At 61.5% G+C, this 13,389-nt stretch carries 12 protein-coding genes; 1 reads left to right on the top strand and 11 read right to left on the bottom strand.

Annotated features, from left to right (window positions below; all coding sequences use genetic code 11):
• The 11 genes from MRBLRC7O_RS21330 to MRBLRC7O_RS21280 form a co-directional block, all read right to left on the bottom strand.
• A complete protein-coding gene (locus MRBLRC7O_RS21330) occupies window positions 1-822 on the bottom strand; it encodes an ABC transporter permease (RefSeq protein WP_020813237.1) in 822 nt (273 codons plus the stop codon).
• Window positions 819-1,769: an ABC transporter permease gene (locus MRBLRC7O_RS21325; protein WP_080864553.1), complete on the bottom strand. Its 951-nt coding sequence runs from the start codon at window positions 1,767-1,769 to the stop codon at window positions 819-821. Before MRBLRC7O_RS21325 ends, MRBLRC7O_RS21330 begins: the two co-directional genes overlap by 4 nt.
• A 194-nt stretch (window positions 1,770-1,963) precedes the next feature.
• A complete protein-coding gene (locus MRBLRC7O_RS21320; RefSeq protein ID WP_367727608.1) occupies window positions 1,964-3,499 on the bottom strand; it encodes an ABC transporter substrate-binding protein in 1,536 nt (511 codons plus the stop codon).
• Between the two features lie 183 nt (window positions 3,500-3,682).
• Window positions 3,683-4,585, bottom strand: coding sequence for a LysR family transcriptional regulator (locus MRBLRC7O_RS21315; protein ID WP_035212791.1), 903 nt, complete (start codon window positions 4,583-4,585; stop codon window positions 3,683-3,685).
• 162 nt (window positions 4,586-4,747) lie between these two features.
• Window positions 4,748-5,497 (bottom strand): ABC transporter ATP-binding protein, encoded by a 750-nt coding sequence (locus MRBLRC7O_RS21310; protein WP_111821089.1) that lies wholly within the window; start codon window positions 5,495-5,497, stop codon window positions 4,748-4,750.
• A complete protein-coding gene (locus tag MRBLRC7O_RS21305) occupies window positions 5,494-6,330 on the bottom strand; it encodes an ABC transporter ATP-binding protein (RefSeq protein ID WP_112495725.1) in 837 nt (278 codons plus the stop codon). The genes MRBLRC7O_RS21310 and MRBLRC7O_RS21305 overlap by 4 nt, the downstream gene beginning before the upstream one ends.
• Complete coding sequence (locus MRBLRC7O_RS21300) at window positions 6,327-7,259, bottom strand: ABC transporter permease (protein ID WP_003504757.1); 933 nt, start codon at window positions 7,257-7,259, stop codon at window positions 6,327-6,329. Before MRBLRC7O_RS21300 ends, MRBLRC7O_RS21305 begins: the two co-directional genes overlap by 4 nt.
• Window positions 7,256-8,323: an ABC transporter permease gene (locus tag MRBLRC7O_RS21295; RefSeq protein WP_003518099.1), complete on the bottom strand. Its 1,068-nt coding sequence runs from the start codon at window positions 8,321-8,323 to the stop codon at window positions 7,256-7,258. The genes MRBLRC7O_RS21300 and MRBLRC7O_RS21295 overlap by 4 nt, the downstream gene beginning before the upstream one ends.
• Window positions 8,324-8,341: 18 nt before the next feature.
• On the bottom strand, window positions 8,342-9,982 hold the full coding sequence (locus MRBLRC7O_RS21290) for an ABC transporter substrate-binding protein (RefSeq protein WP_020813230.1): 1,641 nt from the start codon (window positions 9,980-9,982) through the stop codon (window positions 8,342-8,344).
• Window positions 9,983-10,032: 50 nt separating this feature from the next.
• A complete protein-coding gene (locus tag MRBLRC7O_RS21285) occupies window positions 10,033-11,088 on the bottom strand; it encodes a dipeptidase (RefSeq protein ID WP_060726726.1) in 1,056 nt (351 codons plus the stop codon).
• Window positions 11,089-11,295: 207 nt separating this feature from the next.
• Window positions 11,296-12,003: a phosphoribosyltransferase gene (locus MRBLRC7O_RS21280; protein ID WP_020810855.1), complete on the bottom strand. Its 708-nt coding sequence runs from the start codon at window positions 12,001-12,003 to the stop codon at window positions 11,296-11,298.
• Window positions 12,004-12,213: 210 nt separating this feature from the next.
• Between MRBLRC7O_RS21280 and MRBLRC7O_RS21275 the strand changes: the two genes are divergently transcribed.
• Window positions 12,214-13,386 (top strand): M20 aminoacylase family protein, encoded by a 1,173-nt coding sequence (locus tag MRBLRC7O_RS21275; protein ID WP_367727607.1) that lies wholly within the window; start codon window positions 12,214-12,216, stop codon window positions 13,384-13,386.
• Window positions 13,387-13,389: the final 3 nt, after the last annotated feature.

Here is a 13,389-nt window from a genome sequence, read left to right as displayed (position 1 = left end):
TCAGCTTGTATCGCGCGGGTCCAGCAGGTCGCGCAGGCCGTCGCCGAGAAGGTTGAGACCAAAGACGGCAAGTGCAATCGCAAGGCCGGGCATGATGGCAAGCCAGGGCGCCACGCCAAGATAGGTCTGGGCGTCCGCGAGCATTCGCCCCCAGGTGGCGGCGGGCGGCGGCATGCCGAGACCGAGGAAGGAAAGGCCTGCTTCCGTCAATATCGCAAGGCCGAGCTGGATCGTCACCTGCACGATGATCTGGTTGGAAATATTCGGCACGATATGGAAAAGCGTGATCCGGGCGCGGTTCTGGCCGATGCTTGTAGCGGCGGTGACATATTCCCGCGACCATATCTGCAGCGCCGCCCCCAGCGTCAGCCGGGCGAAGACAGGCACCATGAAGGTGGCGATGGCGATGATGGCGGTAAAGCGCCCCGTGCCGATGAAGGCGCCGAGCATCATAGCCGACAGGATCGGCGGCACCGCAAAGATGATATCGCAGACGCGCATGACCACGGTTTCGGTGAAACCGCGCAGCGCCGCAACCGCAACGCCGATGGCCGTGCCGATAGATGCGCCGATGGCGACGGCAGCGATGGAGGTGGACAGCGAGTTCCACGCACCCGCCATCAGCATGGACAACACGTCGCGGCCGAAATGATCCGTACCGAGGCCGCCATAGACGAATGGCGATTTCAGCTTCTGGACGATCTGCATCTTTGTGGGGGACACCGGTGTCCAGACCAGCGACAGCAGGGCGACTGCGACCAGAAAGATCGTAACGGCGATGCCGACGGCAAAGGCAGGGCGGCGGCGGATCAATCGCATCATCGCGCACCTGCCCGCAGTCTGGGGTCGATGAGGAGATAGGCGATATCGACCACGAAATTCATGATGATCACGAGCGCCGAAAAGAACAGCACGACGGATTGCATGACGACGATATCGCGCTGGGTCAGCGCCTGATAGGCAAGCCGCCCGAGGCCCGGAAGATTGAAGACATTCTCGACAAGCACCGCGCCTGCGATAAGGAAGGTGAATTGCAGGCCGATCATGGTGACAACAGGGATCATCGCGTTCGGCACCGCGTGCCGCCACAGTGCCACCCGCTCGCTCAAACCCTTGGCGCGGGCGGTGCGCACGAAATCCTCGTTCATCACCTCAAGCACGGCGGAGCGGCAGACGCGGGTGAGAACGCCGGCCTGCGACAGCGCCAGCGCGACCGCCGGAAGGATGAGCGCCATAAGACCCGCTGAAAAACTCGGCGTCCAGCCGGGAAATCCGCCCGCCGGCATCCAGCCGAGCGTGGTGGAAAAGACGATGATGAGCAGCAGCCCGACCCAGAAACCGGGCACGGCGATGCCCACATGGGAAAACAGCCCGGCCACAAAATCCAGCGCCCCGTTACGGTTCCGCGCCGCCGCCACGCCGAGTGGAATGGCGATGGCGACAGACAGGCAGACTGCCAGCAGCGCAAGCGGCAGGGTGACGGCCAGCCGCTCGAGGATCAGCCCCGCCACCGGCACGCCATAGGTATAGGATTGCCCGAAATCACCCCGGAATACGCCCGCAAGCCAGTGGAGATAACGCAGCGGCAGCGGCTGATCGAGACCCATCTGCTTCTGCAGCGCGGCGAGCGTATCAGGGCTCGCCGAGGTTCCAAGCATGATCGCCGCGGGATCGCCCGGCAGCAGGCCCATGACGACATAGATGATGAGGGAAACGGCAAACAGCGTGATGACGAGGCTGACGAGACGCCGGATGAGGACGGCTAACATCTGGCATCTTCTCCTTGCTTTGTTTCACCTGCGGTCGAGCGTCCAGTCACCTCTCTCCCGTCATTCCGGCCCCGAGCAGGAATCCAGCCGGCGCGCGTCTGCGCGGCGGAGAGAGCCCTTTCAGCCGAAGGACTTGGGCTGGCTGGATGCCGGATCAAGTCCGGCATGACGGAAGAAACCGGTATCGACAAACGTCACTCTTCCCAATGCACATCCGTCAGCACATTCGAGGGAATGGGTTCGTTTTCCCAAAGCCCCTTCACCTTCTTGTCCCACACGCCGAGCTTCGGCATGACGAAAAGGTAAAGTGCCGGCACATCTTCTGCGAGGATTTTCTGGGCGTCGCCGTAAAGCGCTTCCTGCTGGGCCGCATCCGCCGTCTTTTCAACGTTGCCGACGACCTCGTTGAAGGCCGGGTTCCTGTAATTGAAATAATAGGGATCGCGCGCATAGATATCGATATCCATCGGCTCCGCATGGGCAACGATGGTCATGTCGTAATCCGCGCCCTTCAAGACATCCGCCACCCATTTCGCCGGAAATTCGGTCGTCTCGATGGTCATCGTCACGCCGATTTCGGCAAACATCGCCTGCAGGATTTGCGAGGTCCGCTGGGCATAGGCCATCTGCGGCGCCTTGATGGTGAAGCTGAACCCGTCAGGATAACCCGCTTCGGCAAGCAGCGCCCTCGCCTTGTCGACATCGTAGGGGTGCACTCCTGTCGTATCGATGTAACCGCGGTCATTCGGGGTGTAATGGCTGCCGATGGCCGTGCCGAAGCCGGACCATGCGCCTTCGATGACGGTGCCGCGATCCACCGCCATCATCAGCGCCTGGCGCACGCGCTTGTCATCAAAGGGCTTGCGGGCGTTGTTCATGCCGGCCACGACCTTCAGTTCGGTATTGCCGACGAAGGTGCCAAGGCGTTTGTCGCCCTCAAAGGAGGTCATCAGCTCCGGCGCGCCGAATTCCGGAAAGGCATCGATATCGCCTGACTTCAGCGCCGCCGCCTGCGCCTGCGGGTCGGAGACGAAACGGAAGGTCGCCTTGTCCAGCTTGACCGCCACGGCCTTGTCCCAATAGCCGTCGTTCTTCTGCAGCTCGACCCTGTCGCCCTTGGCCCAGTTCACGAATTTGAACGGGCCGGTGCCGACGGGCGTGGTGCGGTTATTCTCAGCGCTTTTCGGCGCCACCATCACGGATGCCGGCCAGCCGAGCCAGTAGAGAAGGCTGCCGGCCGGCTGCTTCAGCTTCAGCACCAGCGTGGCGGCATCCGGGGTCTCGATACTGTCGATGGCCGCGAAGAAGCGCTTCTGCGGATTGACAGAGCTTTCGCCACGCGCCCGATCCAGCGAAAATTTGGCGACAGAGGAATCGAAAGCCTCGCCGTCATGGAAGGTGACGCCCTCGCGCAGCTTGAAGGTGTAGGTCTTGCCATCAGGGGAAATTTCCCAGCTTTCGGCAAGCTGCGGCCTAACCTTGCCTTCGCGGTCGATCGTCACCAGACCTTCGAAGATATTCTGCCAGGTGACCTGGCCGATGGCGACGGGGGCGGCAATGGTCGGATCGAGCCCGGCGGGCTCAACGGCCATGCCAAGCGTCAGCGCGGTTTTCGGCGCGGCATCCGCCGCCGTTATCGAAAGCGGCAGCCAAAGCGCCGTGCCCAGTGCGAGGCTCAGCGCGGCGCGGCGCGAAAGCGTTGCCGCCTGCGAAAGATAAATGCGTGGCATCATTGTCCCCTGTCTGGCGGCCGGGGCATTTTTGCCCTTCCAAAGACCACCCGTTGCAAAAAGAGTGTCATGTTGCAGGCGCACACACAATCTCGATTTTTGTGTGCTCCGTGTAGCTGAAATGGCTACACGGAAATGCGGATGGAAATCAACCTTCCGGGCGGAAAGGCCAAACCGTCTCGCTTATCCCGCCGTCGCCTCGCGCATGAAGCGCTCGATGAAATCGGCAAGCTTGGAGGCGGCGAAGGACAATTGCCGGTCGGGAGCAACACAAAGATCGATCTGGGTGTGGATGCCCTTCTTGCCGGAGAGCGGAACGGCGACCATCTGGCCACTGCGGATTTCACGCGCCACCGAAAGCGCCGGCAACAGCGTGGCGGCGGCGTGGCCCAGCACCAGTTCCTTCAGCATTTCCAGCGAGCTGGTGATGAAGACAGGGTCAAGTTCGATGCCCGCATCAGCAAACAGCGTATCGAATGCCTGACGCGCAGCAAAACTCTTGTCCGGCAGCGCAAGCGGCAGGCCCGCCAGTTCCTTCAGCGAGACTTCCGGCTGGGCGGCGAGCGCATGGCCAGCGGGGAAGATGACATCATAACTGATGCGGGTGCGCGAACGCACCTTGACGCCTGATAGTTTTGGCGCAAACAGGCTGACGACAAGGTCCGCTTCCGCCGCACCCAGCGCCTCCATCGCCTGCCGGGCGCTGGTAATATGCACCTCGAAACGCAGTTTTGGATATTTCAGGCTGAACTGCGCCAGCACCGGCGCCAGAAGGTTCGCCACCGTGGCGCCATTGGCATAGACAGTGACCCGGCCACGCTGCAGACCTTTGAGATCGTCTATCAGCTGGTGCACATGGTCGAGTTCGCGCAGCGTCTTGCCGGCGCGGGCGGCGAGCAGCTCCCCCGCTGCCGTCAGCTTCACGCCCCGGCTGGAGCGCTCCACCAGCGGCGAACCGAAATAATATTCGAGGTTTTCAATCTGCCGGCTCACCGCCGTCGGCGCGACATTCAGGTTTTCCGCAGCGGCGCGCATGGAATTTGTGCGGACGAGTTCGTCGAAATACATCAAGGCGCGCAATTGCATGGGGTGGGTACCTGTTGCGGAAATGCCGGTGTGGCGGTTCACCATATCATCGCAGCGCGATGAGAGAATACTTCGCCCGGGAAGATCACCTGTGGAACGAAAGCGCGCCGCCTGTTTCTTCTCCCAGGCGGGGAGAAGAAACGGGCCGCACCGTCTCGCCAATCAAACGCGCTTGAAACCCTCGCTCGCCACCAACAGCTGGCGGGTATAATCCGCGCTGAATTCCCGGCTTTCCAGCGCTTCCGCCTCCAGCATTTCCACCACCTTGCCGCTCTTCATCACCGCCAGGCGATCACACATATGGCTGATGACGCCGAGATCGTGGCTGACCATGACGAAGGTAAGGTTACGATCCTTGCGGGCCTGTTCCAGAAGGTTCAGGATTTCCGCCTGAATGGAGGCGTCGAGAGCCGAAGTCGGCTCATCCAGCAGCAAGATTTTAGGCTCGACGATCAGCGCACGGGCAATGGCAATGCGCTGCCGCTGGCCGCCGGAAAGCTGGTGCGAATACCGGAAACGGAAGCCTGAACCGAGGCCGACTTCATCCAGCGCGCGGGCAATACGCTGCTCGCGATTGTCGAGACCGTGGATGACCAGCGGTTCAAGCAGCAGCGCATCCACCGTCTGGCGCGGATGAAGGGAGCCATAAGGGTCCTGAAACACCATCTGCACGTCGCTGTAGAAGCTCTTGTCGCGGTGCTTGCTGGAATAGGAGCGCCCCGCCACCATCAACGAACCTTCGTCGAAATGGTTGAGGCCGGCAATGGCGCGCAGCAGGGTCGACTTGCCGGAACCGGACTCGCCGACGATGCCGAAGGATTCACCCTCGGCCACATCGACGCTGACGCTGTCGAGCGCGATGTAACCGTCGAAATCGACCACCATGTCTCTGATAGAAAGAACCATGCTCATGCGCGCCACTCCGCCTTGCGTTCCAGAACCGGCAGCGGATGCCGGTGGCCGCCAATTTCCGGCAGGCAGTTCAGCAGGCCTTGCGTATAGGGGTGCTTCGCCTCTTTCAGATTGGCGAAAGAAAGCTCCTCCACCACCTTGCCCGCATACATGACCAGAACCCGGTCGCAGAAGGAGGAAACAAGTCTCAGATCATGGCTGACGAAGATAAGCCCCATGCCTCGGTCCCGCACCAGCTTGTCGAGAATGTCGAGCACTTCGAGCTGCACCGTAACGTCGAGCGCCGATGTCGGCTCGTCGGCAATCAGCAGTTCCGGGCCGCAGACCAGCATCATGGCGATCATCACGCGCTGACCCATGCCGCCGGAGACCTCATGCGGATAGAGATCGAAGACGCGCTCGGGATCGCGGATCTGCACCGCTTCGAGCATGGCGAGGGTGCGCTGACGCGCCTCGCTGCCGCCGATCTTTTCATGGGTGCGCAAGGTTTCCATGATCTGACGGCCGATGGTCATGACCGGGTTCAACGAATATTTTGGGTCCTGCAGGATCATGGCCATGCGCTTGCCGCGCATGATCCGCCGCTCCTTTGCGGACGCCTTGAGCAGGTCGATATCGCCGAAACGCAGGGCATCAGCCTCGATGCGCGCGCTTTTCGGCGTCAGCCCCATGATGGCGCGGCCGGTCTGCGACTTGCCGGAGCCGGATTCGCCGACGATGCCGAGACGCTCACGCCCGAGCGTGAAGGACACGCCGCGCACGGCTTCCACCAGCCCGGTGCGGGTGGGGAAGGAAACGCGGAGATTCTGAACGGTCAGAAGCGGCGCACTCATTGGCCCGCCTCCTTGGGATCAAGCGCATCGCGCAACCCGTCGCCCAGCAGGTTAAACCCGAGGCTGACGATGAGGATCGCCACGCCGGGCATGGCCGCGACCCACCATTGGTCGAGAATGAAACGACGCCCCGAAGCGATCATCGCGCCCCATTCCGGCAGCGGCGGCTGCGCGCCAAGGCCGAGGAAGCCGAGACCGGCGGCAGTGAGGATGATGCCCGCCATATCGAGCGTGACGCGCACGATGAGCGACGACATGCAAAGCGGCATGACGTGTTTCAGGACGATGCGGAAGGGCGAGGCCCCCATGAGCTTCACCGCCGCGATGAAATCGGAATTGCGGAAGGTCATGGTTTCAGCGCGCGCGATACGCGCATAGGGCGGCCATGACGTCACCGCGATGGCGAGCACCGCGTTTTCAATGCCCGGCCCCAGTGCGGCCACCAGCGCCAGCGCCAGAACCAGCTTCGGAAAGGCCAGAAAGATATCGGTGATGCGCATCAGAACGGCATCCACCCAGCCGCCGGCATAACCCGAGACGGTGCCGACGATGAGCCCGATGGGCGCCGCGATGATGGCCACCAGCAGCACCACGAACAGGGTCAGCCGCGAACCGTGGATGAGGCGCGAGAGAATATCGCGCCCCTGATCGTCGGTGCCGAGCAAGTATCCCGCCGTACCGGGCGGCAGAAGCCGGGCATTGCGCAGATCGCCCTGCACCGGATTATGCGGCGCCAGCACATTGGCAAACAGCGCGACGAACAGCAGCGCAACAATGATGCCGAGGCCGAGCAACGCCAGCCGGTTTTCCGAAAACCGCCGCCAGATGACATAAGCACGGCCAAGACGCGCCTGCTTGCGCGAGGCCGGCCGGTCGGAGAGCAGCCATTCGCGGCTATAGGGTTTGAGTGTGTCGGTCGAAATCGTCATCGGCTGCGCGTCCTTGGGTCGAGCGTCCGGTAAAGCAGATCGGAAAAGAGATTGATGCCGACGAAGATGGCGCCGATCACGATCGTGCCGCCAAGAACGGCATTCATATCCGCATTCTGCAGGGAATTGGTGATGTAGAGGCCAAGCCCCGGCCAGGCGAAGATGGTTTCGGTCAGCACCGAACCTTCCAGCAGACCGGCATAGGACAGCGCAATCACCGTCACCAGCGGCACGGCGGCGTTGCGCAGAGCGTGAAACCAGATGATGCGCGTTTCCGAAAGCCCCTTGGCGCGCGCCGCAACGATATATTCCTGGGCGAGCTCATTCAGCATGAACGAACGCGTCATGCGGCTGATATAGGCCAGCGAAAAATAGCCGAGCAGCGAGGCGGGCAGGATGATGTGGCGGAACAGATCCCACAATACGTCCCATTGCCGTTGCCAGATCGCGTCGATCAGGAAGAAACCCGTGACCGGCGTAAAGGTGAATTCGTAGACGATATCCATCCGGCCGGGATAGGCGACCCATTGCAACCTGGCGTAAAACACCAGCAGCGCCAGGAGGCCAAGCCAGAAAATCGGCACGGAATAGCCGATAAGGCCGATGACGCGCACGACCTGGTCGGCAAAGCTGCCGCGCTTGACCGCGGCAAGCACGCCGAGCGGAATGCCAAAAACGGCGCCGATGATGGTGCCAAGCGTGGCAAGCTCTATGGTTGCCGGGAAAACCCGCTTGATATCCTCCATCACCGGGTTGGTGGTGAGGACTGAGATGCCGAAATCACCCGACAGCGCCTGCTTCAGATAGATGAAGAACTGCTGCCAGAGCGGCAGGTTGAGGCCGAGCTGCTCACGCACGCGCTCGACCACATGCGCAGGAGCGCGGTCGCCGACAATCGCCAGTGCGGGATCGATCGGCACAACGCGGCCAATGAAAAATGTGACCGCCATCAGCCCCAGAAAGGTGGTGATGACGGTGACGGCGAAGCCGAGAATGGCCTTCGCGCGGGCGTTGGCACGGCGTTTGCCCTGCCTCGCCCGGCTGTTTGCTTCAACGATGCTCAAGAGACCGATCCTTCCGGATCATTCCTTGGAGATCGTATAGACGTAGTTGGTGTCGAAGCTCGGTCCGAGCTTCAGGCCCTTGAGCTTGTTCGAGTAACCGGCCACTTCGGTCTGCTGGAAGATGATGACGAAGGGACCCTTCGCCAGAACTTCCTTCTGCAGGTTTTCATAGATGGCGGCGCGCTTGGCGCTATCCTTCTCCAAAAGCGCCGACTGGGTTTCCTTGGTCAGATCAGGAACGTCCCAGGCATTGCGCCAGGCGAGCGTCTTGTTCTTGCCCTCATCGGAATTGTCGTAGTTGATGGTGAAGGTTTCCGCATTCGAGTTCGGGTCGAAATAGTCCGAACCCCACTGGCCGATATAGATATCATGGGTGCGGGCGCGGTATTTGGTCAGCGTCTGCTTGCCGTCGCCCGGGATGATTTCGAGCTTGATGCCAGCCTGCGCCAGCGTCTGCTGTACGCTTTCGGCAATGCCGGTTACCGGCTGCGTGTTGCGCACATCCATGGTCACGGTGAAGCCGTCCTTCAGGCCGGCCTTGGCGAGAAGCTCTTTCGCCTTGGCGACGTCGAGCTTGTAGGGGTTCTCATCAAGCGCGCCGAGCTGGCCCTTCGGCAGGAAGGTCTGGTGAACTTCGCCGATGCCCTTGATGATCGTCTCACCGATCGCGTCATAATCGACGAGATATTTGAAGGCTTCGATGACCTCGGGCTTCTTCAGGTTCTCGTTCTTCTGGTTGAGGCTGAAGTAATAGACGGTGCCCTTGGGCGCAGACGTGACGGCGAGGCCTTCCTTCTTGGAAACGGCTTCCATGTCACCGGGCTCAAGGTTGCGGGCAACATCGATATCGCCATTTTCAAGCGCCAGACGCTGGCCGGAGCTTTCCTTCATGTGGCGATAGACCACACGCTTCAGCTTCGGCTTCTCACCGTAATAATTCGGGTTGGCTTCCAGAATGACCGCTTCGTTGGCCTTCCAGCCGAGGATCTTGTAGGGGCCGGAACCCGCATAACCCGTCTTCAGGAACTCGTTGCCGAAATCCGTGTCGTATTTGTAATCGGCGCTCGGCGTTACCGACTTCGCCTTTTCGGTGATGAGCTTCTTGTCGACCACCGAAGCGACGGTCGCGGTCAGCACGTTCAGCACGAAGCTCGGCGCATAGGGTTTGTCGACCGTCAGCACGAAGGTGTTCGCATCCGCAGCCTTCGCCTTTTCGGTGACGTTATCGCTCTTGAGGCCGAACTGCGTCAGCAGGAATGCGGGCGACTTGTCGAGCTTCACGGCGCGTTCAAAGGAGAAGGCGACGTCGTCAGCGGTGACCGGATTGCCGGAGGCGAATTTCAGGCCGGATTTCAGCTTGAACGTATAGGTCAGGCCGTCCTCGGAGGTCGTCCAGCTTTCGGCGAGATCGCCGATAACCTTGGACGTGTCGTTGAGATCGATGGAAACCAGCTTGCTATAGGTGTTGCCGGTGACTTCGGCGGCGGAGAGTTCGAAAGCCTCACCCGGATCGAGCGTGATGATGTCGTCGATGGCGAAACCTTCAACCAGCGTATCGGCCGGCGTGGCGGCAAAAGCGTGCGGCGCAGACAGCATCATCAGCGACAGAGCAGCGCTGGTGCTGAGGATACGCATGGACTTGTTGAGCGATTTGATCATAGGATCTCCCCTTTTGTTATGAGATTGATTTAGTTCGCTTTTATTTGCCTTCAGGCCGGCTCGTGCCAGGCCTGGGATAGGACGCGCAGCCAGTTTTCCCGGCATATTTTAGCAAGTTCTCCATCACCGTAGCCCGCCGATTTCAGCGCCGCAACCAGATTGTGGTTGCCGCTGGCATCGGCAACGCCAACGGGTACCGTCGCACCGTCGAAATCCGATCCCAGCGCCACGCAATCGATGCCCATGCGCTCCACCATGTAGTCGATATGGCGCACCATGTCGGAAAGCGGCGTATCGGCAATGTCGCGCGCATCTGCCCTGAGCATGGTCACGGCATAGTTGAGACCCACCAGACCACGGCTTTCCTTGATGGCATCCATCTGCCTGTCGGTGAGATTGCGGGCGACGGGGGTGAGCGCATGCGCATTGGAATGGCTGGCGATCAAAGGCTGGTTGGTGGTCTTGGCCACATCCCAGAAGCCCTTTTCGGTGATATGCGCGAGATCGATGAGAATGCCGAGCCGGTTGCACTCCTTCACCAGCGCAAAACCGGCATCGGTGAGGCCGGGCGCCGTATCTGGCGACATGGGGTAAGAGAAAGGAACGCCGTGGCCGAAAATATTGTGCCGGCTCCAGACCGGGCCGAGCGACCGCAGGCCGGCGGCGTAAAACACCTCCAGCGCGTCGAGATCGGCGCCGATCGCCTCGCAGCCTTCCATATGCAGCACCGCGGCGAAAATATCCTCGGCAAAGGCCTTGCGAATATCGGCCGTGGAGCGGCACAGCCGCCAGGCGCCGGCACGATCGAGCCTCAGCGCAATCGCCGCCTTCTCCATGGCGATATCCAGCGAAGGCAGCCGCTCCAGCGGAGCGGCGAGCGGCGTGTTGTAGTGGCCGCTTTCATCCGGTTCCTGCAGAATAAGGTCGCCGGAAGGAATATAGATGGCGCAGATGCCGCCGCCGAGGCCGCCTGCCCTTGCCCGGGGGCCATCGATATGACCCTCACGTGTGCCGCTTTTAAATTCGGCCACCGGATCGGCACCGGCCTTGCTGTTGCGCCACAACCGAAGCAGCACATCATTATGACCGTCGAACACTGCATGCATGGGAAGAAATTCCAGTCATCGGAAAGAACAAAACGGGGGCGGGCAGACGCCGGGATGACACCGCGCGAAAGCAAACCGGCGCATTGTTCGCCGACCGCTATTGTCTGTCGGAAGTGATCTTAGGACGATCTCTTCGAGCTTCGCAAGACACAAATTAGGCAGCGGTGAAATTATCACCACTTGCCTTTTGCCGGAATTTGCGCTTCGTCAGGCGCGCCAGCCGTCTTCCGCTTTGGTGAGCAGCGGCGTGGCGAAAACGCCCCTCACCCGCTCCGGCCATTCCGGCCCGAAAGCGGCGATTTTTTCCCGCCAGCGATCCGATTGCAGCATGGCCGCACCGATGACAGCGGGCCGGATGCCGGAGGCGGCGAGAAGCGCAAGACCTGATACGATGGAGCTGCCGCTGGAGATCACATCATCCACCAGCGCCACCCGCCTGTTTTCGATGAGCGGCAGCATGCGGGGATCGATATAGAGCCGTTTTTCCTGCCGGGTGGTGATGGAGGACATCGGCACCGACAGTTCCTCCAGATACCAGAATTTGCGCGAGGTGCCGAGCGGCACGTAACGGGAATGGCCGAGATGCCGGGCAACGGCGGCGGCGAGCGTCAAGCCCAGCGTCGGCAGGCCGATAACGACATCCGGATTGAAGGGCGCGAGCTTGGCGGCGAGATCGGCGGCCAGCGCCTCCAGCACCGCGAACGACGCCTGATTGACGATGAGCGATGCCAGCGCGTGCTCCCCATCCGCAAGCGGCCGGACGGGCAGGCAGATCTGCCTTCCATCATCCAGTTCCGCCGGAAAAAAGCTGGAATGCGGACCCGCCGTACCGAAGGTGGCCGGCGGAAGAATATCCTGCCAGAACTCATGCGGCGCGGCGGGAGAATGGGCGGCGGGCGATGCGGATGGCGGCATCGGTTTTCCTTTCAGGATCGGGATCGCGCAAGGCGGACGCGGTTTTCGGCCGCGCCGATCCCGTTCGGCGCATCAGGCATTTCAACAACCGCGAATACGCGGCGGGTTCATTTCATTGGCTTTTTCCGCTAGAACGGAAACAAAGCAACAGGCATTCGGACAAACCCACCTATGACGCGGGTTTTTCCCATATTCAAGGACAAGCTTCCCATGAGACTGCTGGATCGCATCGGCGAGGATCTGCCATTCCTGACGGAGCTTCGTCATGATCTGCACGCGCATCCGGAACTGGGTTTCGAAGAGGAGAGAACCAGCGCCATCGTCGCCGATCTTCTCGAGCGCGCCGGGCTGAAGGTACATCGCGGTCTTGGCGGCACCGGTGTGGTCGGCACGCTGCAGGTGGGTAATGGCACCCGCCGCATTGGCCTGCGCGCCGATATGGATGCGCTTGCCATGCCTGAGGTGCCCGACCGGCCCTATAAATCGAAATTTCCCGGCAAGATGCATGCCTGCGGACATGACGGCCACACCGCCATGCTGCTTGGCGCCGCGCGTTACCTCGCAAAGACCCGCGACTTCTCAGGCACCGTGCATTTCATCTTCCAGCCGGCCGAAGAAGGCCGAGGCGGCGCGAAGAAAATGGTGGAGGACGGGCTTTTCACGCTGTTCCCATGCGATGCGGTCTATGGCCTGCACAATATGCCGGGGCTTGGGCTCGACGAGATGGCCGTGGTGGAAGGCCCACAGCTGGCCTCGTCCGACAGCTGGCGCGTCACCTTCAAGGGCATCGGCACCCATGGCGCCAAGCCGCATCTCGGCCGCGATCCGGTAACGGCGGCGGGCACCTTCCTCGCTTCGCTGCAAACCATCGTCGGCCGCGTCGTCGATCCGCTGCAACCTGCCGTCGTCAGCGCCTGCTCGGTGCAGGCGGGTGACCCCAAGGCGCTCAACGTCATTCCCGATCTCGTCGAAATCGGCGGCACCGCACGCGCCTACGCGCCTGAGGTGCGCAGCCAGCTTGAAACGGAAATCGGCAGGCTCGCCAAGGGTACGGCGGCGATGTTCGGCATCGAGGCAAGCTATGAATTCATCCGCCGCATTCCGCCCGTCATCAACGATGCCGATGCGACGAAACGGGCGCTCCGAGCCGCCAAGACCGTCTTCGGCAACAAATCCCGCACCGCCTTCCCGCCCTCGACCGCCGGCGACGACTTCGCCTTTTTCGCGGGCGAGGCCCCCGGCTGCTACGTCTGGCTCGGCAACGGCCCCGCGGTGGATGGCGCGCTGCACCACAACACCTCCTACGACTTCAACGACGCGGCAATCGTTCCCGGCGTCGCTTTCTGGGCAACACTGGTGGAGCAGGAACTGGCGGCGGAGTAAAAA

The organism is Agrobacterium radiobacter (genome assembly GCF_040801995.1).
In the GTDB taxonomy this organism is placed as follows: domain Bacteria; phylum Pseudomonadota; class Alphaproteobacteria; order Rhizobiales; family Rhizobiaceae; genus Agrobacterium; species Agrobacterium radiobacter.
Note: the sequence above shows the minus strand (reverse complement) of the source record. Positions and strands in the feature narration are given on the sequence as shown.

Bases quoted from the DNA above. Each gene is read 5' to 3' on its own strand.
- MRBLRC7O_RS21330 (WP_020813237.1), bottom strand. From the start codon at position 822: ATGATGCGATTGATCCGCCGCCGCCCTGCCTTTGCCGTCGGCATCGCC.
- MRBLRC7O_RS21325 (WP_080864553.1), bottom strand. From the start codon at position 1,769: ATGTTAGCCGTCCTCATCCGGCGTCTCGTCAGCCTCGTCATCACGCTG.
- MRBLRC7O_RS21320 (WP_367727608.1), bottom strand. From the start codon at position 3,499: ATGCCACGCATTTATCTTTCGCAGGCGGCAACGCTTTCGCGCCGCGCC.
- MRBLRC7O_RS21315 (WP_035212791.1), bottom strand. From the start codon at position 4,585: ATGCAATTGCGCGCCTTGATGTATTTCGACGAACTCGTCCGCACAAAT.
- MRBLRC7O_RS21310 (WP_111821089.1), bottom strand. From the start codon at position 5,497: ATGAGCATGGTTCTTTCTATCAGAGACATGGTGGTCGATTTCGACGGT.
- MRBLRC7O_RS21305 (WP_112495725.1), bottom strand. From the start codon at position 6,330: ATGAGTGCGCCGCTTCTGACCGTTCAGAATCTCCGCGTTTCCTTCCCC.
- MRBLRC7O_RS21300 (WP_003504757.1), bottom strand. From the start codon at position 7,259: ATGACGATTTCGACCGACACACTCAAACCCTATAGCCGCGAATGGCTG.
- MRBLRC7O_RS21290 (WP_020813230.1), bottom strand. From the start codon at position 9,982: ATGATCAAATCGCTCAACAAGTCCATGCGTATCCTCAGCACCAGCGCT.
- MRBLRC7O_RS21285 (WP_060726726.1), bottom strand. From the start codon at position 11,088: ATGCATGCAGTGTTCGACGGTCATAATGATGTGCTGCTTCGGTTGTGG.
- MRBLRC7O_RS21280 (WP_020810855.1), bottom strand. From the start codon at position 12,003: ATGCCGCCATCCGCATCGCCCGCCGCCCATTCTCCCGCCGCGCCGCAT.
- MRBLRC7O_RS21275 (WP_367727607.1), top strand. From the start codon at position 12,214: ATGAGACTGCTGGATCGCATCGGCGAGGATCTGCCATTCCTGACGGAG.